The sequence below is a fragment of the Catenuloplanes niger genome (assembly GCF_031458255.1).
Taxonomy (GTDB): Bacteria; Actinomycetota; Actinomycetes; order Mycobacteriales; family Micromonosporaceae; genus Catenuloplanes; species Catenuloplanes niger.
On record NZ_JAVDYC010000001.1, the window covers coordinates 4537144 to 4557118 of the forward strand.

General features: G+C 70.5%; 24 protein-coding genes and 1 pseudogene. 13 read left to right on the forward strand and 12 right to left on the reverse strand.

Features of this window, described 5'->3' with window-relative positions:
• Positions 1-51: 51 nt before the first annotated feature.
• Both J2S44_RS20070 and J2S44_RS20075 read right to left on the reverse strand, forming a co-directional pair.
• Positions 52-873: an SGNH/GDSL hydrolase family protein gene (locus J2S44_RS20070; RefSeq protein WP_310416157.1), complete on the reverse strand. Its 822-nt coding sequence runs from the start codon at positions 871-873 to the stop codon at positions 52-54.
• Between the two features lie 359 nt (positions 874-1232).
• Entirely contained in the window at positions 1233-1661 is a 429-nt protein-coding gene (locus tag J2S44_RS20075; protein WP_310416160.1) for a cell division protein FtsX, read from the reverse strand.
• Between the two features lie 141 nt (positions 1662-1802).
• Between J2S44_RS20075 and J2S44_RS20080 the strand changes: the two genes are divergently transcribed.
• Positions 1803-2366: a hypothetical protein gene (locus J2S44_RS20080; RefSeq protein ID WP_310416163.1), complete on the forward strand. Its 564-nt coding sequence runs from the start codon at positions 1803-1805 to the stop codon at positions 2364-2366.
• Here the strand turns inward: J2S44_RS20080 and J2S44_RS20085 are convergent.
• The 4 genes from J2S44_RS20085 to J2S44_RS20100 form a co-directional block, all read right to left on the reverse strand.
• Positions 2359-2670, reverse strand: coding sequence for an HAD family hydrolase (locus J2S44_RS20085; protein WP_310416166.1), 312 nt, complete (start codon positions 2668-2670; stop codon positions 2359-2361). The genes J2S44_RS20080 and J2S44_RS20085 overlap by 8 nt on opposite strands.
• Complete coding sequence (locus J2S44_RS20090; protein WP_310416168.1) at positions 2613-3056, reverse strand: hypothetical protein; 444 nt, start codon at positions 3054-3056, stop codon at positions 2613-2615. Before J2S44_RS20090 ends, J2S44_RS20085 begins: the two co-directional genes overlap by 58 nt.
• A 79-nt stretch (positions 3057-3135) precedes the next feature.
• Positions 3136-3756 (reverse strand): hypothetical protein, encoded by a 621-nt coding sequence (locus J2S44_RS20095; protein WP_310416171.1) that lies wholly within the window; start codon positions 3754-3756, stop codon positions 3136-3138.
• Positions 3757-3822: 66 nt separating this feature from the next.
• Positions 3823-4284, reverse strand: a complete 462-nt coding sequence (locus J2S44_RS20100; RefSeq protein WP_310416174.1) for a hypothetical protein — start codon at positions 4282-4284, stop codon at positions 3823-3825.
• Between the two features lie 305 nt (positions 4285-4589).
• Here J2S44_RS20100 and J2S44_RS20105 point away from each other — a divergent pair, with 305 nt between their 5' ends.
• Positions 4590-5069, forward strand: a complete 480-nt coding sequence (locus J2S44_RS20105; protein WP_310416178.1) for a DUF488 domain-containing protein — start codon at positions 4590-4592, stop codon at positions 5067-5069.
• Here the strand turns inward: J2S44_RS20105 and J2S44_RS20110 are convergent.
• The 3 genes and pseudogenes from J2S44_RS20110 to J2S44_RS20115 all read right to left on the reverse strand — a co-directional run bounded on the left by J2S44_RS20110 (position 5032) and on the right by J2S44_RS20115 (position 7111).
• A complete protein-coding gene (locus J2S44_RS20110; protein WP_488193104.1) occupies positions 5032-5631 on the reverse strand; it encodes a DUF8757 domain-containing protein in 600 nt (199 codons plus the stop codon). The genes J2S44_RS20105 and J2S44_RS20110 overlap by 38 nt on opposite strands.
• A gap of 97 nt (positions 5632-5728) precedes the next feature.
• Positions 5729-5875, reverse strand: a pseudogene (locus J2S44_RS43170) (DUF8758 domain-containing protein); the annotation flags it as partial.
• 174 nt (positions 5876-6049) lie between these two features.
• Complete coding sequence (locus J2S44_RS20115) at positions 6050-7111, reverse strand: serine hydrolase domain-containing protein (RefSeq protein ID WP_310416183.1); 1062 nt, start codon at positions 7109-7111, stop codon at positions 6050-6052.
• A gap of 52 nt (positions 7112-7163) precedes the next feature.
• Here J2S44_RS20115 and J2S44_RS20120 point away from each other — a divergent pair, with 52 nt between their 5' ends.
• The 10 genes from J2S44_RS20120 to J2S44_RS20165 all read left to right on the forward strand — a co-directional run bounded on the left by J2S44_RS20120 (position 7164) and on the right by J2S44_RS20165 (position 17206).
• Positions 7164-8528, forward strand: a complete 1365-nt coding sequence (locus tag J2S44_RS20120; protein ID WP_310416186.1) for a dihydrolipoyl dehydrogenase family protein — start codon at positions 7164-7166, stop codon at positions 8526-8528.
• A gap of 84 nt (positions 8529-8612) precedes the next feature.
• On the forward strand, positions 8613-9620 hold the full coding sequence (locus J2S44_RS20125) for a LacI family DNA-binding transcriptional regulator (protein ID WP_310416189.1): 1008 nt from the start codon (positions 8613-8615) through the stop codon (positions 9618-9620).
• A gap of 203 nt (positions 9621-9823) precedes the next feature.
• The gene (locus tag J2S44_RS20130) at positions 9824-11164 is read left to right on the forward strand and encodes an ABC transporter substrate-binding protein (RefSeq protein WP_310416192.1); all 1341 of its coding nucleotides are present in this window, start codon (positions 9824-9826) and stop codon (positions 11162-11164) included.
• Positions 11165-11278: 114 nt separating this feature from the next.
• Positions 11279-12226, forward strand: a complete 948-nt coding sequence (locus J2S44_RS20135; RefSeq protein WP_310416195.1) for a carbohydrate ABC transporter permease — start codon at positions 11279-11281, stop codon at positions 12224-12226.
• Positions 12226-13095, forward strand: a complete 870-nt coding sequence (locus tag J2S44_RS20140; protein ID WP_310416198.1) for a carbohydrate ABC transporter permease — start codon at positions 12226-12228, stop codon at positions 13093-13095. The genes J2S44_RS20135 and J2S44_RS20140 overlap by 1 nt, the downstream gene beginning before the upstream one ends.
• Before the next feature lie 3 nt (positions 13096-13098).
• Complete coding sequence (locus J2S44_RS20145; RefSeq protein WP_310416201.1) at positions 13099-14643, forward strand: glycoside hydrolase family 13 protein; 1545 nt, start codon at positions 13099-13101, stop codon at positions 14641-14643.
• 59 nt (positions 14644-14702) lie between these two features.
• On the forward strand, positions 14703-14924 hold the full coding sequence (locus J2S44_RS20150; RefSeq protein WP_310416204.1) for a hypothetical protein: 222 nt from the start codon (positions 14703-14705) through the stop codon (positions 14922-14924).
• 20 nt (positions 14925-14944) lie between these two features.
• A complete protein-coding gene (locus J2S44_RS20155; protein ID WP_310416207.1) occupies positions 14945-15367 on the forward strand; it encodes a VOC family protein in 423 nt (140 codons plus the stop codon).
• A 34-nt stretch (positions 15368-15401) separates the two neighbouring features.
• On the forward strand, positions 15402-16451 hold the full coding sequence (locus J2S44_RS20160) for a DNA polymerase III subunit beta family protein (protein WP_310416209.1): 1050 nt from the start codon (positions 15402-15404) through the stop codon (positions 16449-16451).
• 167 nt (positions 16452-16618) lie between these two features.
• Positions 16619-17206 (forward strand): hypothetical protein, encoded by a 588-nt coding sequence (locus J2S44_RS20165; RefSeq protein WP_310416212.1) that lies wholly within the window; start codon positions 16619-16621, stop codon positions 17204-17206.
• Here J2S44_RS20165 and J2S44_RS20170 read toward each other — a convergent pair.
• Positions 17201-17479 (reverse strand): cell division protein SepF, encoded by a 279-nt coding sequence (locus J2S44_RS20170; protein ID WP_310416215.1) that lies wholly within the window; start codon positions 17477-17479, stop codon positions 17201-17203. The genes J2S44_RS20165 and J2S44_RS20170 overlap by 6 nt on opposite strands.
• A 102-nt stretch (positions 17480-17581) precedes the next feature.
• Between J2S44_RS20170 and J2S44_RS20175 the strand changes: the two genes are divergently transcribed.
• Positions 17582-18310: a DUF4034 domain-containing protein gene (locus tag J2S44_RS20175; RefSeq protein WP_310416218.1), complete on the forward strand. Its 729-nt coding sequence runs from the start codon at positions 17582-17584 to the stop codon at positions 18308-18310.
• A 25-nt stretch (positions 18311-18335) separates the two neighbouring features.
• Here the strand turns inward: J2S44_RS20175 and J2S44_RS20180 are convergent, their stop codons facing one another.
• Both J2S44_RS20180 and J2S44_RS20185 read right to left on the reverse strand, forming a co-directional pair.
• A complete protein-coding gene (locus J2S44_RS20180; RefSeq protein ID WP_310416221.1) occupies positions 18336-19391 on the reverse strand; it encodes a hypothetical protein in 1056 nt (351 codons plus the stop codon).
• Positions 19392-19423: 32 nt separating this feature from the next.
• Positions 19424-19873, reverse strand: coding sequence for a GntR family transcriptional regulator (locus J2S44_RS20185; RefSeq protein ID WP_310416224.1), 450 nt, complete (start codon positions 19871-19873; stop codon positions 19424-19426).
• Positions 19874-19975 lie beyond the last annotated feature (102 nt).

Sequence of the window (19975 nt, forward strand, 5' to 3'; positions counted from 1 at the left end):
GGGCCGTCCGAGGGTGGCCCGGCAGCACGGACATGCGGTGCCCGAACCGGATCAGTGCACGTCCGTCTCCATCTGGAGCATGAACGTGTAGACCACGGCGTACCCGTAGCGGTTGGGGTGGAAGATCTCGCTGATCCGGGTTGCGTCGACCCCGTTGATCCACGGCTCGGCGCTGCAGGCCTGGTGTCCGAGGAACGGCAGGCGCATCTCGACGAACTTCACGCCCGCCCGCTCCGTGGCGGACCTGATGCCCTCGGCCATGTGATCGGCGTTGTTGTTCATCTGCGTGCGCTTGAACGCGTTCGGAGTGATCGCACCGCAGCTGCCGGTGCCCTCGTCGATCACCCGGGGGTAGCTCATCACGAAGACCCGGGCATTCGGAGCGAGCGCCCGGACCTCGCTGTAGAGGGCCGCGAGCCGGTCGACCAGCGTATTGCGCGCGTACCAGGAACCCAGGTCGGTGGAGTACTTGCAGAGCGCGTCGCTGCCGGTGAGGCAGTTCTCGACGGTCGAGGTGAAGCCGTCGTCGTTGCCGCCGACGGTGATCGTGACCAGCGTGGTCCGCGTGCTGAGCGCGCCGAGCTGCCGGGCGCGCACGTCGTCGATCTTGGCACCGCTGCAGGTCATGTCCTTGAACGCGACACCAGGGTGGTTCCGTGCCCAGGTCCGCGGGTAGCTGTCCGGGCTCTGCTTGCAGTCCCCGCTCGCCGGGTCGTACGGCCCCGCGCCCACCCCGGAGGCGTAGGAGTCCCCGAGCGCGACGTACTCCCCGGTGACCGGCGCGGTGCGCGTCGGCGTCGGCGCGGCGCTCGCCGGCGTCGACACGGCCAGTGCCGCGGCGAGGACCGACAGGATGCTCAGGATTCTTTTCATATCTCTCCGTTCGGTCTGCTGTCGAGGGCGCGGTCGCCCCCAGCAGGCAGGCTCGTCGAGATCCGGGGTCATGCCGGCCACCGCGAGCAGACCGGCCGCGGCGCGGCCGGGCACGCCACGGGCGGTCCGCCCGCCGGAGGTCTCCACGCCGGCGCCAGGGCCACCATCACCGGACACGACGTCGGATGGTCGTGAATGAACACCTCGTGGGAGGCCCCGGCGTCATCGCCCCGGGTCACGGCCACGACGATCCTGCGTCCCGGCTCGGACCGGGGTCAACGGATTCCCCCGTTATTGCGCTGCCGAGGGCCCCGTGAACGGGGAGTCCTCTGCCCGTTGTCCCGGCCTGAGCACCGTGCTCAGATCGGCTCGGTGGTTTCGGCGGCGCGTTCCAGGCACTCGGCCTCGGTGAGGCACTGGAAGACGAACTCGTCCACGCCCGGAAGCGCCTCCGCCTGCGCCCTGGCCGTGCCGTCACGCAGCGCTGTGTAGGCGTCCACGTCGGTGGTGCGAACCTCGAACACTTGCGGCATGTTCTCGGGGTCGATGTACTCGGGCATCGGGCGGCCCTTCAGGCCCTCCTTCAGCTGGTCGTACGTCTGCTGGCTGGTGAGGAACGTCACCTCGGTGACACCGGGAAGCGCCCGCAACGCCTCCTCGATCTCGTCGCGTTCGAAGTCGTCGGCAGAGTGCGTCAGGTAGACCCTCAGCACGGGATTCTCGACGAGGATCGGATCGCTCTCCGGGAGCAGCGAGCACGCGCTCAACAGCGCGACGACGACGGACATGGCGAGCAAGCGAATGATCCGCACAACTGCCGACGCTAGCGGAGGCGCGCCACCCCACAGTGGACCGTCAGTTCCTCCGGCCGGGCAACCTGGATCGATGCCCATCGCGTTCCTGCGTCAGGCACTCGATGGAGGTAACCCATGCGCCGGTTGGTCAGCACAGCCCTGGTGTGCGCCCTGATCACCCTCACGGTCACCGCGCCCGCACAAGCCGCGCCCGCACAAGCCGCGCCCGCACAAGCCGCGCCCGCACAAGCCGCCGAGCCGGGTGGTTCCGGCTGGGTCCGGGTCCCCAGCCCACCGTACGACTACCCGGCCGGTCTGACCTGTGACTTCGCGCTTCACGGCGAGCCGGTCGTGGACGAGGTGTACTACAAGACCCTGACCACCAAGCCGGACGGTACGCCCCGGACCGAGGCCGCGTTCGGCCCGCTCGTCTTCCTGGTGACCAATCTTTCCACCGGTGTGACCACCCGGGGCGACGCGAGCGCCAGCGGGCTGATCACGCACCATGACGACGGCGCCCTGACGTACCGGGTCAGCGGCCCTTTGATGGTCGGATTCCGCGAAGGGCGGGGCACGTTGCCGCGCGGCTTCTACGTCATCGACGGCGTGGCCTGGACGCTGCACATCTCCGCCGACAACCACCGCAGCCTGTCCGGCGGCTGGCGGATCCGGAAGGACCTCTGCGCCGCCCTCAGCTGACCCTCGGGGTCGGCCGGTGCTCGTACCGCTGTTCGATGGCCGCCACGATCCGGTCCATGCCGGGCACGACGACGGCGGCGTCGGCGAGGCGTTCCGCCTTGCCGGGCTTGTTCGCGAAGGCGATCGCCGCGACCCCCGCCCGGCGCGCGGCCGTCAGGTCGCTGATGGAGTCGCCGATCAGGACACACTCGCCGGGCTCCGCGTTCAGCTCGCGCATCGCGGCGAGAACCGGGGCCGGGTCGGGCTTCATGCGCGCGGGATCGGCGTACGCCCGGCCGACGACCGGATGCACGAGACGCTCCAACTCCTGACCGGTGAGATAGGCACGGCAGGCGGCGGCGGAGTTGTTGGAGACGACCGCCGCCCGGTCCGGTGCGCCGCCACCAACAACTCCCGGGCGTACGGCGTCGGCTCCGCGCTGCGCGCCGCCACCAGCTCGGCGGCACACAGGGCATCCTCGACCTCGCGGGTCAGCGCGGGCCGGCCGAGCGTCGCCGCGTAGCGGAGCACCTCCATCGGATCCGACTCGTCCGGCACGACGGGCACACCCCGCTCGACGAGCAGGCGGCGTAACGCGGTCGCGATCCCGGCCGCCGGATGCCCGGCGAACAGGCCGCACACCGGACCGTCGAAGTCGAGCAGCAGCACACGCGACGCGGCGATCAGAGCAGTGAGGTCGATGCCCGCCACGCTATCGGACGCGGATCGCCCCGCCGTGGGCCCGCGCACCTTCCTCGGCGGAGATGCGCGGGCCGGTGGGACCGCGACGCTACTTCTTCTGGCCCGGGACCGCGTTGCCGGCCGGGGCGGAGTCGTCGCCGGCCGGGGCCAGGGCGCTGCCGTTGGGCGCGGCGGTGAGCTTGACGCCGTCGGCCGAGACCTTCGAGGCATCGTCGTTGGTGGCCTCCACCTGGACGTCCCACGTCGTCGTGAACGAGATGCCCTGGCACGCCTCGGTCATCGTCTTCCGGAAGGTGACCGCGTCGGCGAGGATCAGCTTCGCGTCCGCTCCCTTCGCGATGACCAGGTTGGCCGGCAGGTACTGGGCGAGGTCGATCTGGCCGGCGCAGTCGGCCTGCGCCGCCGGCGTCACGGTCTTGCCGCCGACGGTCGGCGTCACGGACTTGATGAGGGCGTTCGCGGTGTTGTTGGAGGGCAGGTTCACGTTGATCACGATGTCGGCCTTGTCGCCGGGAAGCATGTTCGCGCCCTGGCCCGTGGCGAAGTTGCCGGTCGCGGTGAAGACGCCGAACTTGGCGCTGGAGCCGGCCACGTTCTGTGCGGTCGCGGACTGGGCGAAGGCCGCCCAGGCGACGCCACCGCCGATGGCGACCGCGGCGACGGCGCCGGCCACTGCGATGGTGGTGCCGCGCTTCTTGGTCTTGGACATGGTGAGGCTCCCTTGTGCACAGTGAAAGGTTGGGTCGGGTGGCAGGGATCTCCGCCGGGAGGTCCGCTAGGGGATGGGGGTCTCCGCGTCGGACACGGCGGGTTCCGGGCTCGGGATGACGGCTGCCTCCGCCGGTGACGTCCGCACCGACTCGGGCGCCGGTCTGGCGTCGTCCTCGTCGGCCGGCAGAGGAGCGTCCGGCAGAGCGACGTCCGGCGGGGGATCGCCCGCCGGCCGCACGGCCGGATCTTCCGAGGTCATCGCCGATGCGGTGCGCGGCACCGCGACCGTGCCGGGCATCGCAGCGGGGTTCGGTGCGGCATTCTTCGCCGCGGCGCTCGGGCTGGAGCTCGGCGATGGCGGAACGCCGACGGTCGCTCCGATCTCCACCGTCACCTTCTGCCGGTAGCCGACGCCCGCCGCGGCGGTGCCGACCACGGCGCCGACGGAGACGACCGCGGAAAGCGCGACGAGCGCCAGGCCGGCAAGACCGGCCCAGTGCCGGTGCCGGCTGGTGTTGCTGCGCATCGTGTGCCTCCCGTGATCGGTGTGCCGGGAAGCAACTCTGCCGTTTGATCACGCTGAGTGGGATCGGGTGCACCGGTAGCGATCAACGCGGTCCGGCGCCCGAGGGCCGCGCGTCGGTGGGCATTTGCGGCAGGGGGGCGAGATGCGTATGCCGTGTCGGTTTAGCCTGTTCGTGGCTTTATCGCCCACACGACAGTCCGGAACGGCGTGTCGTGCCAGCGGGGCTGGATATCGCTGTACGGGGATTTCCGTGTCAGGCAAGCGGCGTTGGCTACGAGGTCCAGTGCCATGAAAGAGTTGGTGCCATGGTTCTGACTTCCCCACCGACTCGACCGACCGGCCTCGTCGGAGTGGGCTACGAGGGTCGCGCGATCGACGAGTTCGTCGAGGACCTCGTGGATCGAGGGGTGGCGCACCTGGTGGATGTGCGTCTGACGCCGATCTCGCGGAAGCGGGGCTTCAGCAAGACCGCCTTGGGAAATGCGCTGACCGCGGCTGGCATTCGTTACGACCATCGCCGTGAGCTCGGCAATCCCAAGGCGAATCGGGCCGGGTTCGGTGGCGCCGACGAGGAGCTGTTCGAGGCGCGCGCCGTCTACGCCGGCTTGCTGCAGGACGGCGCCGCCGAGCATACGCTCGACGAGCTGGCGCGGGCGGCCACCCGGGAGCTGGTCGCTCTGTTGTGCTTCGAGTCGGACGAGTCCCGCTGCCACCGCCACGTCGTGCTGCGAGAGTTGGCGCGGAGAATCAGCGCCGCCGAGGCCAGTACGTTCCCAGCACACTGAACACGTGTAGTCGCTTGGCCTGATTGCCGACGTAGAACGCTACGTCACGGTCGGCGGCGCACATCTCGTCGAGAAACTTCTCGCGCAGGATGCGCTCGACCGTCTCGTCCGGCTCGGTGCGATATCGCCGCTGCAGTGCGACCAGCTCCCAGTCGATGATTCCCTGGCGATGGCCCTTGCAGGTGGGTGCCCAGCATCGGTACTCGTACGTGGCGCGGAAACGGGGTGCCTCAAGCGGTGTCCGGTCACGCGACGACAGAAGATCGAGCTGGCCTACGTACGCATCGATCTTTCGCTGTTCGTCCGCGCTCCATCCGTCCCGCCGGGTCACTCGGAGCGCGCCGACGTCGCGCGGGCGGACCAGTGCGAGTGACGGGGCGTCGCTGCGTTCCTTGACCGCTCGATTGAGCTTGCACATGGAGTCCTCGACCCATTCGTCGAGCCACGGTCGCCGTGACTGCCAACCGTCGAGGTGCCGTATGCGGACGATGCGCTCCATGTTCGGCCGCCAACTCTCCCGGCGAGGGTCCTGATGAGCGGGTCGTGCCGGGATCGAGATCACGTCGTACTTCTTGAAGGTCGCCTCGGACGCCAGGTATCGAAAGTTTGATCGGGTAGAGGCGAACCCAGCCTCGTCGAGCGGTGTCGATTCGTAAGCCGGCGACGCACACGGTCTCGCCGTACTTCTCCGATGGATTCGGCGCGGCCTTCACCGTGACTATCAGTTCGAGCGTGCGAACTCGGTCGTCGGCCGGTTTCGGCTCCGGGCCGGTGTCATCCGGACCGAAGAATGACAGCTGTGTCATGGGTTCCCCTGTTCATGGCGCGGACGGTGCTGCTGAACAGGTCGCTGTGCTCGACGAGGGGCGCGTCAGAGACCGACGCTCTACATAGCCTAGAGCGGATGCCGTAGAACATGGTCGATTATGTGCACGGCGCAACGAGCGGGGGAGTGCGCCTGGGCGGCGCCAAAAGGCGGCTCAGAGAATCGTGTTGAGGGTGTCGACCAGGTGGTCGACGCGGGTGAAGTCGGCGAGGTGGTGGGTGACGTAGGCGAAGGAGTAGTCGCGTGCCGGGTCGGTGAAGGCGCAGCTGCCGCCGATGCCGCCCATGCCCCAGCTGCCGTCCGGTTCCAGTTGCATGCCGAGCGTCCAGGTGACGTCGCGGTTCAGGACCACGTCGTGGCCGCGGTAGGAGGCGGACGTCAGCTCGGTCATCAGGTTCGCCGGCAGGATGGCCGGGAGCAGGGAGTAGAGGCGGGCCAGTGCGGTCGCGGTGCTGTGCAGGTTGACGGCGGGGATCTCCGTCGTGCGCCACAGCGGGCCGTTGATGACGGACGCGGAGGTCGCGCCGGCGGGGGAGGAGAGGGCCCGGTGCTTCCAGCTGCCGGGCTCGCCCAGCGGGTCGGCGGGCCACGCCGGGACCAGGTCGGCGCACCGCGCGATCTGGGCCGGTGACAGGCCGAAGGCGAGATCCAGGTCCCACGGTACGGCGATCTCGTCCCGCAGGAAGGCGCCGAGCGTGCGGCCGTCGACGCGGCGGACCAGTTCGCCGAGCGGGTGGCCGTAGGTGAGCGCGAACTCGCCGGCCACCGTTCCCGGCTCCCAGGCGGGCGGTGCGGTCGCCAGCGATGAGGTGAGCAGGTCCCAGTCGGCGAACGCGGTGGCGGGCAGGCCGGGCGGGAACGCGACCAGACCGGCCGTGTGGTCGAGCAGTTGGCGGACGGTGACCGCGGGCGTGCGGCACTCGGGCCAGTGCCGGGTGACCGGGTCGTCCAGGCCGAGCCGGCCGCGCGCGACCAGCAGCAGCACGCACAGCGCGGCCACCGGCTTGCCGACCGAGTAGACCCCGGTGAGGGTGTCCGGCGTCCACGGCACCGTCAAGGAACGGTCCCGCCAGCCGCCGTGCAGCTCGGCCACGACGGAACCGTCGTGGATGACGGTCAGCGCGGCGCCGGTTTCCGCGCCGGAGGCGAGCAGTGCGGAGAAGGCGCTGCGCAGCGGCTCGAAGCCGGGCGACACCTGGCCGTGCAACGGGATCACGGTGGGAGACGCTACAAGACGGCGGACGATCACGGGTGGCATGCTGGCGGGCATGGGTCAGCCGGAGCAGGTCGATGTGGTCGTTGTCGGGCTCGGTGTGGGCGGTGAGGAGGCGGGCGGCCGGCTGGCCGCGGCCGGTCTCAGCGTGGTGGGTATCGAGAGCCGGCTGGTGGGCGGCGAGTGCCCGTACTACGGGTGCATCCCGACGAAGATGATGATCCGGGCGGGCAACGCGCTGGTGGAGGCGCGCCGGGTGGCGCAGCTGGCGGGGCGGTCGACGGTGACGGCGGACTGGGCGCCGGTGGCGAAGCGGATCCGCGAGGAGGCGACCGACACCTGGAACGACAAGGTGGCGGTGGACCGGTTCACCGCTAAGGGCGGTCGGTTCGAGCGCGGCACGGCGCAGATCGTCGGGCCGAACCGGGTGCGGGTCGGCACCACCGAGTTCGTGGCGCAGCGTGGCATCGTGGTCGCGACCGGGACGGTGCCGGTGGTGCCGCCGATCGACGGGCTGGCCGGCACCCCGTTCTGGACGAACCGGGACGCGGTCGAGGTGGAGCAGCTGCCGTCGTCGCTGGTGATCCTGGGTGGCGGTGCGATCGGGGTCGAGTTCGCCCAGGTGTTCGCGCGCTTCGGCGTGCAGGTGACCCTGGTGGAGGGCGCGGACCGGGTGCTGGCCGCCGAGGAGCCGGAGGCCTCGGAGGTGGTGGCGACGGCCCTGCGGGCCGACAACGTCCAGATCCACACGGGGGTACGGGCCGAGCGTGTCCGGCACGACGGGGCGCGTTTCGTGGTGGGCCTGTCCGACGGTTCCGAGGTGTCCGCGGTGAAGTTGCTGGTGGCGCTGGGCCGCCGGGCGGAGCTGGGCGACCTGGGCCTGGACGAGGCGGGCGTGGACGCGTCCGGCCGGTTCATCGAGGTCGACGACCGGCTGCGCGCGGGGGAGAACGTGTGGGCGATCGGCGACGTGACCGGCAAGGGCGGGTTCACGCACATGGCGATGTACCAGGCGGACATCGTGGTGCGGGACATCCTGGGCCAGGGCGGGCCGGGCGCGGACTACCGGGCGCTGCCGCGGGTGACGTTCACGGACCCGGAGGTCGGCGCGGTCGGGTTGACCGAGCACCAGGCGCGGGAGCGGGGGCTGACCGTGCGGGTCGGCGTGACGGACGTGTCCGCGTCGTCGCGCGGCTTCATCCACGGGCCGGGCAACGCCGGCGTGATCAAGGTGGTCGAGGACGTGGACCGGGGTGTGCTGGTCGGTGCGACGTCCGCGGGCGTGACCGGCGGTGAGGTGCTGAGCGGCCTGGCGGTGGCGGTGCACGGTGAGGTGCCGGTCGCGACGCTGCGCAGCATGATCTACGCGTACCCGACGTTCCACCGGGCGATCCACGAGGCCGTCAAAGCGCTTGACTGATTTTGCGGTGTGCTGACGCCGGCTTTCCGATAGACGTCACATCTCGGTTCAGTTCTTGCAACGCGCGGACGTACGATGACGCGCGTGACGAGACGACTGACCGAGGTGGCGAAGAAGGCCGGCGTCAGCGAGGCCACCGTCAGCCGGGTGCTGAACGGGCGGGAGGGCGTGTCCGAGGCGACCCGCACCGCGGTGCTGACCGCGCTGGACGTGCTCGGCTACGAGCGGCCGACGAAGCTGCGCGGCGAGCGCGCCCGGCTGGTCGGCCTGGTCCTGCCGGAGCTGCAGAACCCGATATTCCCGGCGCTGGCCGAGGCGGTGACCGGCGCGCTGGTGCAGCGCGGCTTCTCGCCGGTGCTCTGCGCGCGCACGATCGGTGGCGTCTCCGAGGTCGAGTTCCTGGACATGCTGCTGGAGCACCAGGTCTCCGGCATCATCTTCGCTGGCGGCAACTACGCGATGGCGGACGCGTCGCACGAGCACTACAAGAAGCTGACCGACCGTGGGCTGCCGGCGGTGCTGGTCAACGCGGGGGTGGACGGGCTGGGCTTCCCGCTGGTCTCCACGGACGACGCGGAGGCGGTCGAGCAGGGGTTCGCGCATCTGGTCTCGCTCGGGCACACCCGGATCGGCGCGCTGCTCGGGCCGGCCGACCACGTGCCGTCGCGGCGGAAGCTGGCCGCGGCCGAGTCCGCGATCGAGGCGCACCGGGGCCGGATCCGGCTGGACGTGGAGCGGTCCGGGTTCTCCACCGAGGGCGGGCGGGCCGCCGCGGCGAAGCTGGTCAAGCGGGGTGTCACCGGCATCCTGTGCGCCAGCGACGTGCTGGCGCTGGGCGCGGTCCGGGCGGTGCGCCGGCTGGGGCTGCGGGTGCCGCAGGACGTGTCCGTGGTCGGGTTCGACGACTCCGCGCTGATGAACAGCGTGGATCCGCCGCTGACCACGGTCCGCCAGCCGATCGAGGCGATGGGACAGTCCGCGGTGGAGCTGCTGGTGCAGCAGATCGACGGCGTGGAGATCCCGGCGGACGAGCTGCTCTTCGAGCCGGAGCTGGTGGTACGGAGCTCGACCGCGCCGGCACCCAGGGACTGACCACAGAGCACCCGAACGGCCCACGGTCCGCGGACCGTGGGCCGTTTTGCGCGTCCCGAACCCGTACCGTCGGAAATTTTCTTGATGTTGTGCAGTTCTTGCGGTCACCGGTTGGTGTTTGTATCGTCATCGACACGAAACACGGCGTGACTACGACCGAATTTCACCCCAGAAAGGGGTCCGTTCCCATGGGCACACATCGGATGCGGACGACTCTCGGGCTCCTGCTGGCCGTCGGACTCGGATTCGGGACCGCCGCGTGCGGTGCCGGCGACGACGACACCGAGGAGGGCGGCAAGGTCACCCTGGTGATCAACGGCCTGCCGCCGGCCACCGAGGCCGCCACCCACCAGCGCTTCCTCGACAACGTGGCCGAGTTCGAGAGGCTCAACCCGGACATCGACCTCGATCCCCGCGAGGGGAAGATGGACCCGCAGACGTTCGCCGCGAAGCTCGCCGGCGGCCAGCTCGAGGACGTCTTCTACGTCTACTTCACCGACCCGGCCAACCTGATCGCCAAGCGGCAGGTGGCGGACATCAGCGAGTACCTGGGCGACTTCCCGGTCACCTCGCAGATCAAGCCGGAGGTGCTGCGCGTCTTCCAGGACGACAAGGGCGGCACGTTCGGCCTGCCGTACAAGAACTACTCGATGGGCCTGCTCTACAACCGCGAGCTGTTCGGCAAGGCCGGGCTCGACCCGGAGAACCCGCCGCGGACCTGGGCCGAGGTGCGCGAGGCGGCGAAGAGGATCGCCGCGCTCGGGGACGGGCACGTGGGCTACGGCGACTACTCGAAGAGCAACACCGGCGGCTGGCACTTCACCACCGAGATCTACTCGCTCGGCGGCGAGGTCGCGGTCGACGACGGCGGCACGTGGAAGGCCGCGTTCAACGGGCCGCAGGGCAAGCAGGTCCTCCAGCAGCTGAAGGACATGCGCTGGACGGACAACTCGATGGGCGAGCGGCAGCTGCTGGAGTGGGCGGACCTGCTGCAGATGATGGGCTCCGGCAAGCTCGGCATGTACGTGGCGACCGCGGACAACATCCCGACGATCGTCAACCAGTACAAGGGCAGGTACGAGACGTACGGGCTCGGCCCGATCCCGGGTGGCGCCGGCACGCTCGGCGGCGGCGAGGGCTACATGTTCAACGCGAAGGCCTCGCCCGCGAAGATCCGGGCCGGGCTGAAGTGGCTGACGTTCTGGTTCACCAGCGCGGAACGGTTCGAGGCGGAGAACAAGTGGGCCGCCGAGAACAAGAACCCGGTCGGGCTGCCCGAGCCGGCGATCTTCACCGGTGCGGCCGCGCAGCTCCAGGAGACCGCGGACGCGAAGTACGCGAACGTGCCGCAGCAGAACTACGCGCCGTTCAAGGCCGCGATGCCGAGCATCCCGGTGAAGCTGGAGCCACCGAACGCGCAGCAGATCTACGCGGTGCTGGACGTGGCGATGCAGAAGGTGCTCACCGACCGCAACGCGAACGTCGACCAGCTCCTCGCGGACGCGGAGACGCAGGTCAACCAGATCCTGGCGTCGGTCGGGTAGCGACGGTGGGGCCGCTGACCACCGGCGGCCCCACCCGCCGTCGCACCCGTCAGGAACGCCGTCCCGCCTCCTTCGGCGTACCGCTGAACGGCTTATGAGAGAAGGGTGAGCACGATGGCGGTCCTGTCGGCCGCGGCACCGGGGGAGACGCGGACGCCGCCCGAAGTTCCGAAACGACCGCGAAGCGGGCGGTTGCGCCGGGTCGTCGGCGACAATCTGCTGGCCTACGCGTTCATGGCCGGCGGACTCGCGTGCTTCGCGCTGTTCTCCTGGTACCCCCTGGTCCGCGGCATCGTCCTGAGTTTCCAGCAGGACAACTTCGTTACCGATCCCTACTGGGTCGGCACCGAGAACTACGCCGCGCTGTTCGAGGACCCGCTGTTCTGGACCGCGTGGCGGAACACGCTCGTCTTCACCGGGTTCGCGCTCGTGTTCGGCTACCTGGTGCCGCTGTTCCTGGCGATCCTGCTGAACGAGCTGCGCCACCTGAAAGGCTTCTTCCGGGTCGCGGTCTACCTGCCGGTGATGCTGCCGCCGATCGTGGTCGTGCTGCTCTGGCGCTACTTCTACGACCCGGGGAACGGGCTCTTCAACACCGTGCTCGACGCGGTCGGGCTACCCACGTCGCAGTGGACGCAGTCACCGAGTACGGCACTGTTCTCCCTGGTCCTGGTGTCGACGTGGGCGAACCTGGGCGGCGCCACGCTGATGTATCTCGCGGGCCTGCAGAGCATTCCGGGCGAGCTGTACGAGGCGGCGGAACTGGACGGCGCGTCGGTCTGGCAACGGCTCCGGCACGTCACGATCCCGCAGTTGCGGTTCCTGATGCTGGTGCTCTTGCTGTTGCAGGTCATCGCGACCGTGCAGGTATTCATCGAGCCCTATCAGCTGACCGGCACCACGAATCCGGACACCATCACGGTGATGGTGCTGATCTACCGGTACGCGTTCACGGTGAACAACGACTTCGGCCTGGCCGCCGCGATGAGCGTGACGCTCTTCGTGGTGCTGGCCGTGTTCTCCGCCGTCTATCTGCGGCTCACCCGCGGCCAGGAGTCCTGATGCGCACGCTCGTCTCGGAGACGGAGATCCGCCGGCACCGCGCGCTCTATGTCACGGTGCTCGGCACGGTGACGATCGCGTTCACGCTCGCATTTCTCTTCCCGGTCTACTGGATGGTGACCGGCGCGCTGAAATCGCCGGTCGAGCTGGCCCAGCCGATTCCCACGCTGATTCCGGAGAGCTTCCACCCGTCGGCCTACGCGGACGCGTGGAACCGGATGGACATCGCCCGCTACTTCGGCAACACCGTGTTCTACGCGTTCGGCGGCTGGCTGTTCATCCTGGTCCTGGACGTGGCGGTGGCCTACGCGCTGTCCAAGCTGCGGCCGATCCTCGGTGGGCTGATCCTCGGCGGCATGCTGGCCAGCCTGATGCTGCCCGCGTCCGCGCTGCTCATCCCGGCCTACCTGACCGTCACGGACGTGCCGCTGCTCGGCGTGAACCTGCTGAACACGCCGTGGGCGCTGTGGCTGCCCGCGGTGGCGAACGCGTTCAACATCTACGTGCTGAAGCGGTTCTTCGACCAGATCCCGGACGATCTGCTGGACGCGGCCGCGATCGACGGCGCGGGCCGGCTACGGGTGCTGTGGTCGGTGGTGCTGCCGCTGTCCCGGCCGGTGCTCGGCGTGGTCTCGATCTTCGCGATCATCGGCATCTGGAAGGACTTCCTCTGGCCGTTGCTGGTGCTGTCGGAGCCGGCCGCGCAGACGCTCAGCGTGGCGCTGTCCCGGCTGTCGCTGACCAGCCAGGTGCCGCTGAACATGATGCTCGCGGGCCTGGTGATCGCCAGCATCCCGATGATCGTCATCTTCCTGATCTTCCAGCGCAGCATCATCGGGGGCCTCTCGGCCGGCGCAATGAAGGGTTGAAACGTGAGTGCATGGTGGCGTGACGCGGTGATCTACCAGGTCTACCCGCGGAGCTTCGCGGACGGCAACGGGGACGGGATCGGTGATCTGGCGGGCGTGCGCGCGCACCTGGACCACCTGGTCGACCTGGGGGTGGACGCGATCTGGTTCAGCCCCTGGTACCCGTCGCCGCAGGCGGACGCCGGGTACGACGTGGCCGACTACCGCGACATCGAGCCGATCTTCGGCACGCTGGCGGAGGCGGAGTCGCTGATCCGTGCGGCGCACTCCGTCGGATTGAAGATCATCATCGACATCGTGCCGAACCACGTGTCGGCCGCGCATCCGTGGTTCCAGGCCGCGCTGGCCTCCCCGGACGCGCCGGAGCGGGAGCTGTTCTGGTTCCGGCCGGGGCCCGAGCGCCCGACCGACTGGGAGGGCGAGTTCGGCGGCCCGGCCTGGACGCGGACCCCGGACGGCGCCTGGTACCTGCACCTCTTCGACAAGGCACAGCCGGACCTCAACTGGAACCATCCGCGGGTACGGGAGGAGCACCTCGACATCCTGCGCTTCTGGCTGGACCGCGGGGTGGACGGCTTCCGGGTCGACTCGGCCGCGTTGCTGGTCAAGGACCCGGCGCTGCCACCGGTCGTCGACGGCCGGCCGCATCCCTTCCACGACCTCGACGACGTGCACGAGATCTACCGTTCGTGGCGGCGGCTGATCGACTCGTACGGCGGGGACCGGACGCTGATCGGCGAGGTGTGGCTGCCAGACCCGGAGCGGTTCGCCCGCTACCTGCGGCCGGACGAGATGCACTCCGCGTTCAACCTCGAGTTCCTCTGCAGCCCGTGGGACGCCGGCCGGCTGCGGGAGGTCATCGACGAGACGATCCGCGTGCACGAGCCGCTCGGCGCGGTCGCCACCTGGGTGCTCTCCAACCACGACGTGACCCGGCCGGTGACCCGCTACGGGCGCGCCGAGACCGGGTTCAGCTTCGCGGCCAAGCGCGAGGGCATCCCCACCGACCTGCGCCTCGGCACGGTCCGGGCACGCGCGGCCGCGCTGCTCAGCCTGGCGCTGCCCGGCGCCGCCTACGTCTACCAGGGCGAGGAACTCGGGCTGGAGGAGGTCGAGGACATCCCGCCGGCGCTGCGACAGGACCCGATGTGGCACCGGTCCGGCCATCGCGACCCCGGCCGGGACGGGTGCCGGGTGCCGCTGCCCTGGTCGGGGGAGGAGCCGCCGTTCGGGTTCGGCACCGGGACACCGTGGCTGCCGCAGCCGCGCGCGTGGAAGGACCGGACCGTGGCGGTGCAGCGCGCGGACCCGGCATCGATGCTGTCGCTCTACCGAGCCGCGCTGCGGCTGCGCCGTACCGTTCCTGCGGTCGCTCTCACGTGGCTGGACTCCGTACCCGGGGTGCTGGCCTTCCGTCGCGGAGCGTTCGCCTGCGTGGCGAACCTGTCGACGGCGCCGGTGCCGTTCGACGGGGACGTGCTGCTGGCCAGCGGGCCGCTGGAGGACGGGCTGCTGCCGCCGGACACCACGGTCTGGCTCGCTCTTTAGGGGTGCGGGCCGCGTCGCTACCCGGCGCGCGGCCCGTTTTGGATCTAGGCTCGGCCGACATGACGACCGACGTTGTGCTGGACGAGCCCACCGAGATCTACACCGCCTACTTCCACACCGTGCAGGAGCTCACCGAGGCGCTGACCGCCGCGGACACGCTCGGGCTCGGCGTGCGGGTGGAGTCGTACACGGTGACGCCCGAGGACGACCCCGACGCACAGACGACCGAGTTCAAGTTCACCCTGCTGGCGGAACAGCCGGTGCACTCCGAAGAGGCCTGATCCTCCCTACGATCCTGGGTATGGCTTACGACTTCCAGGTGGCGATCGACAGCGCGGACCCGCACGCCCAGGCGGACTGGTGGGCGGAAACGCTCGGCTGGACCGTCGAGCCGCAGGACGCCGCGTTCATCAAATCCATGATCGATCAGGGGTTCGCGACCGAGGCCGAGACCACCACGCACCACGGCGCGCTGGTCTGGGCCTCGGGCGCGGCCATCCGGCACCCGTCGAACGACCGGCGCGTGCTGTTCCAGACCGCGCCCGAGTCGAAGACCGGGAAGAACCGGGTCCACCTCGACGTGCGCGTCGGCGACGAGAAGCGCGAGGCCGAGGTCGAGCGGCTCACCGCACGCGGCGCCACGTTCCTGTGGCGCGGGCAGCAGGGACCGCACTCCTGGGTCACCATGGCCGACCCGGAGGGCAACGAGTTCTGCGTGGCTTGACCCTCCACCCGGTCGAGGGATCAGGGTCTTCGCCATGGAGAGCGACGACGAGCTGCGCACGATCGGCGAGATGGCGCGGGCCAGCGGGCTGACCATCAGCGCACTGCGCTTCTACGACGGCGCCGGCGTGCTCAGCCCCGCGTTCGTCGACCCGCACAACGGCTACCGGCGGTACGCGGCCGGCCAGGTCCCGGCCGCCCGGCTGGTCGCCGGGCTGCGCCGGGTCGGCATGCCGCTGCCGCAGATCACCGCGATGCTGGACCGGCGCGACGACCGGCCCGGCATGCACGCGCTCCTCGACGCGCACCTGCGGCGCCTCGAGGACGGTCTGACGGACGCCCGGCGGGAGCTCTCCCGGATCCACCGAATGATCGACGGTGACCTGGATCTCGTGGAGGACCTCATGACCGACCTGACCGTCCCGGCCGGCGGGCTGCGCGCCGCGCTCGCCGCCGTCCGCTACGCCGCCGGCAACGATCCGGAGCTGCCCACGCTCGGCGGCGTCTTCGTCGAGCTGCTGGACGGCGCGCTGCGGCTCGTCACCACCGACCGGTACCGGATGGCGATCGCGGACGTGCCGCTCACCGACCTCACCGGCCCGGACGTCGGCGTGGTCGCGCCGCTGCCGCTGGTCGACGCGCTGGTGCCGCTGCTCGCCGCGGGCGACCCGGTCCGGATGTCGCTGTCCGCGTCCGAGATCCGCTTCGCGGTCGGTGGGCACGGGCTCAGCGGATTGCCGCTGCCCGGCGAGTTCCCGGACTACCGGCGGGCGCTCGCGGCCCGGGCCGGGGAACCGCTGCGGGTGAGCGTGGACGCGGCGGCGCTGCGGCGGGACGTCGCGGCCGCGCCGACCGTGCTGCACGAGAACGCGCCCGTGCTGGTGCTGACCGTCGGCGCGGACGGCGCGATCGAGGCCGGCTCGCCGGACCGGCCGCACCGGATCGCGGTCAACCGGGAGTTCCTGCTCGCGGCGCTCGACGCGGGCGGGCCGGGACAGCTCGTCCTGGAGCTGGACGGGCCGATCATGCCGTTGGCGCTGCGCGGCCCGGACTCGTTCGCGGTCGTGATGCCGGTGCGCCTCTGAACCTCCGCGTTGCGCGCCATCTCCGCGTTGCGCGCCATCTCCGGGTTGCGCGCCATCTCCGGGTTGCGCGCCATCTCCGGGTTGCGTGCCGGTAGTGCTAAGGGTGGCGGCCGGGGTGCCGAAATGCCGGGTGCCCGCCGTCCCCCCAGACGATTGTGACCAGGCGTATGACGACCGAGCAGCCGCCGGGCGCTCCCGTGAACCCGTACGAAGAGTTGACCAACGCCTACTACGCCCCCGGCCGGGTGCCGCAGGCGATGTGGGCTCCCCCGCCCACCCGCTCGTGGAAGGGCCCGGTCGCGGTGACCGCGCTGGCCGTGGTGATGCTCGGCTTCGGCGCGGCGTTCGGCGTGAACGAGTTCGCCAAGCACCAGGTGTGCGGCGAGGTGGCGGCGTCCACCCCGGCGCAGGCCACCGCCGGGACGCCCGCGGTCGCGGCCACCAGGGCCACGCCGGCCGCCAGCACCGCCACCACCGGCGCGCAGAGCGCGGAACAGCTGCGGGAGGACATCGACGCCACCCGGCGGCACGCGGCGCTGCTCGTCATCGACAGCGACCTGCGGGCCGCGGTCAACGGACTGACCGACGACGCGGAGAACGCGCTGAAGCTCGGTGAGGAGATCAAGACCATCTCCGCCGGCCAGCGTACGGAATACGCGAAGCGCCTGGTCGGGATCGTGCAGGACATGGACGGCCACTGGCGGGCGGCGCAGCGCGCGTGCGGCCAGGCGGAGACCGGGCTGCTCAGGTCATAGCCCGCCGCGGGACATCGGCTGCGGCGCCACGACCGGGTAGTTCGGCAGGTCCGCCTCCGTCATGCCGGGCGGCCGCAACAGGAAGATCTTGGTGGCGAGGCGTTCCATCTCGCCACCCCGCCCGACGATGAGGCCCGCCGCGAAGTCGACCAGCGGCGTGGCCTCCTCGTCCGTCAGGCTGGTCAGGTCCATCACGACCGCGATCCCCTCGCGGAAGTAGTGCCCGACGTAGAACACCTCGTTGTAGCTCTGTGGACGCAGGGTCTTGACCATTTGTCCAGTCTCGCGGAGAGAATGGCCTCGTCAAGGCACCTTCACCCGTTTTGCCTCCCCGACCTCTAAGATCAGCGGCCGACACGGGAGGAACATTCGCATGTGGCCGTTCGGCAGACGCGCGGCTGCCATGGGGTCGGCTGGGCGGGGGAGGCACGCGGCGGCCAGCGGGCCGACCAGACCCGCGAGGAGCAGTTCCGCGAGTTCCACCGCCGGCTGTGCCTCGCCGAGCACCTCCTCGCCGACGTCGCGGCCCGCGACGCCGACGACGTCACCGCCCGGACGTTCCTGGTCACGTCGTCCCGCGGCACGCAGGTCAGCCCGGACGTCGCCCAGGCCCGGTTCGACGCGGTGATCGAGCGCCACCCGGGTCACGTGGTCGCGCACGAGCAGCGCCTGCAGTACCTGTGCGCGAAGTGGTTCGGCAGCCACGAGCAGATGTTCGACTTCGCGCGTACGGCCGTGGCGTCCGCACCGGCCGGCAGCCTGTTGTGGGAGCTGCTGCCGGTCGCGCACCTCGAGCAGTGGATCGACATCGCGGACGGCACCCGGACCGACCACAGCTACGTCACGTCACCGGAGGTCCGCGCCGACCTGGTCCGGGCGGCCGACAGCAGCGTCCTGCACCCGTCCTGCCGCTTCCGCCCCACCGCGACCCCGCGCGTCGCCACGTTCGCGATGACGCTGGAGACGGCCGGCGAGTTCGACCGCGCCGCGGCCACGCACGCGCTCCTCGGCGACCGGGTGAGCCACTGGCCCTGGCAGTACCGCGGCAACCCGGTCAGGGTCTTCGAGGCCTCCCGCCACCACGTCCACACCAACGTCTCCTGACGCGCACGCCCTCCACCTGCATTCCTCAGCTCACGGTGATGACTGTGGCGATTCCGGCGGCGAGAGTGAGGATCGCGGCCGCCGCCAGGAGTACGCGCGGGTTGCCGACGTTGAGGGTCCAGCTGGTCCAGGTCCTGCTGGGTACGACTACGGCGGGGTCGCCGGTATTGAGGTAGATCGTGCCGGCGGCGCGCCAGAAGCGATCGTCGTCGCGGCGGACGAGGCCGGTGGGCGTCTCGTCGTCGACCGTGCCGGGCAGGCGGTCGCCGGCCGGTCCGACACGCACGAGGAGGTGGGCGAACACGGCCAGCGAGGCGAGCACGGGCGGCACCGTGACCAGGGCGGGCGGCCAGGCGGAGCGGTTGCCGGTCCAGACGATGACGGCGAGGCCGAGCAGCATGATGTTGATCAGGGCGGTGCTCACCATGACGGCCCGCGCGGTTCTGACGAGGTGCCGCCGGTAGCGGGTGGCACCGTCGCGCGGGAGTGTGACGTCGATGTCGGCACGAGCGCGCAGGATCAGCATGACCGTGCCGGCCGCGATCGTGGTGGCGAGCAGTTGGGCGACCGGTGGGCCGAACACGGTCCGGAGCGCGGCGTGCTCGTGGTGGCCGATGACGGCCGCGCCGGTGGTGCCGGCGATGATCACGAGTGAGGGGATCGTCCACGGCCACGGGAAGCGGACCGGGTCGGTGCGCAGCGAGGTGTCGGTGGCGACGCCTTGGCGGACCCGTTCGTACCATCCGTCGCGTCGTTTGGTGTGGCCGATGCGGCGATGGGCGTGGGTCCACAGGACCGCCGCCGTGGCGGCGAGGGCGATCGCGCCGACGGCGCCGGGTGCGGCGGAGCGCAGGACCGCACCCGAGATCACCGCGAGCGGGGTGACCACCGCGGTGGCGGCGATCAGGTGGCGGGCGTACCGCCCGCGCTGGGCGCTGATCTCCGGGGCGTTCGAGCGGTCGGGTGGCACCCGGACTCCGAACGGGACGGTGGCCGCGTTCAGCAGTGCACGGGGCAAGAGGTACAGCACGGCGCCGACGACCGCGGTGCCGGCCAGGTTGACGAATGCGATGATCAGCATGAGTGGCGCCCGTCTCGGTCGGTGGTAGATCGTCACGCGGTGGTGGCGGTGCCCGGGTGGGGCGCCGTCGGGGGTCGTCCCGTGCCCGTGTCGTCCCGGCCGGGAAATCGGTCCAGGGTCGTACGGACGAAGTTCTGCACGTCCTGCCTGGGTAGTCCGCGAACGTCCGCCTCGGCGAGGAGCGTGCGGGCACGTCGCCGCCAGTCCGCGGCGGCGGCCTCGGCCTCGGCCGTGGGCTGTTTGACGTCCGGGTGCACGACGGCGCCGCTCTTGCGGTTGATGCGGATGATTCCTTCTCGGCGCAGCAGGTCGTACGCCTTGTTGACGGTGTGGAAGTTGATCGCGAGGTCGACCGCCAGCTGTCTGGTCGACGGCAGCGCGGCACCCGCCGCCAGCTGCCCGTCCGCGATGGCTTCCACCATGCGGTCGCGGATCTGCTGGTAGATCGGCGTCTCGCTGTCCAGGTCAATGAGCAGGTGCACACCACATATGGTATCTGTTATACATTTTATAGAACAGCTACTCGGCCACGGCGCTTCGCGGGCGAGGCGTGCCGGTCCTGGCGCCATCGATCAAGGAGACGA

Coding starts and splice junctions, on each gene's coding strand:
- J2S44_RS20070 (WP_310416157.1), bottom strand. CDS start 873: ATGAAAAGAATCCTGAGCATCCTGTCGGTCCTCGCCGCGGCACTGGCC.
- J2S44_RS20075 (WP_310416160.1), bottom strand. CDS start 1,661: ATGTCCGTCGTCGTCGCGCTGTTGAGCGCGTGCTCGCTGCTCCCGGAG.
- J2S44_RS20080 (WP_310416163.1), top strand. CDS start 1,803: ATGCGCCGGTTGGTCAGCACAGCCCTGGTGTGCGCCCTGATCACCCTC.
- J2S44_RS20095 (WP_310416171.1), bottom strand. CDS start 3,756: ATGTCCAAGACCAAGAAGCGCGGCACCACCATCGCAGTGGCCGGCGCC.
- J2S44_RS20100 (WP_310416174.1), bottom strand. CDS start 4,284: ATGCGCAGCAACACCAGCCGGCACCGGCACTGGGCCGGTCTTGCCGGC.
- J2S44_RS20105 (WP_310416178.1), top strand. CDS start 4,590: ATGGTTCTGACTTCCCCACCGACTCGACCGACCGGCCTCGTCGGAGTG.
- J2S44_RS20120 (WP_310416186.1), top strand. CDS start 7,164: ATGGGTCAGCCGGAGCAGGTCGATGTGGTCGTTGTCGGGCTCGGTGTG.
- J2S44_RS20130 (WP_310416192.1), top strand. CDS start 9,824: ATGCGGACGACTCTCGGGCTCCTGCTGGCCGTCGGACTCGGATTCGGG.
- J2S44_RS20135 (WP_310416195.1), top strand. CDS start 11,279: ATGGCGGTCCTGTCGGCCGCGGCACCGGGGGAGACGCGGACGCCGCCC.
- J2S44_RS20140 (WP_310416198.1), top strand. CDS start 12,226: ATGCGCACGCTCGTCTCGGAGACGGAGATCCGCCGGCACCGCGCGCTC.
- J2S44_RS20150 (WP_310416204.1), top strand. CDS start 14,703: ATGACGACCGACGTTGTGCTGGACGAGCCCACCGAGATCTACACCGCC.
- J2S44_RS20155 (WP_310416207.1), top strand. CDS start 14,945: ATGGCTTACGACTTCCAGGTGGCGATCGACAGCGCGGACCCGCACGCC.
- J2S44_RS20160 (WP_310416209.1), top strand. CDS start 15,402: ATGGAGAGCGACGACGAGCTGCGCACGATCGGCGAGATGGCGCGGGCC.
- J2S44_RS20165 (WP_310416212.1), top strand. CDS start 16,619: ATGACGACCGAGCAGCCGCCGGGCGCTCCCGTGAACCCGTACGAAGAG.
- J2S44_RS20170 (WP_310416215.1), bottom strand. CDS start 17,479: ATGGTCAAGACCCTGCGTCCACAGAGCTACAACGAGGTGTTCTACGTC.
- J2S44_RS20180 (WP_310416221.1), bottom strand. CDS start 19,391: ATGCTGATCATCGCATTCGTCAACCTGGCCGGCACCGCGGTCGTCGGC.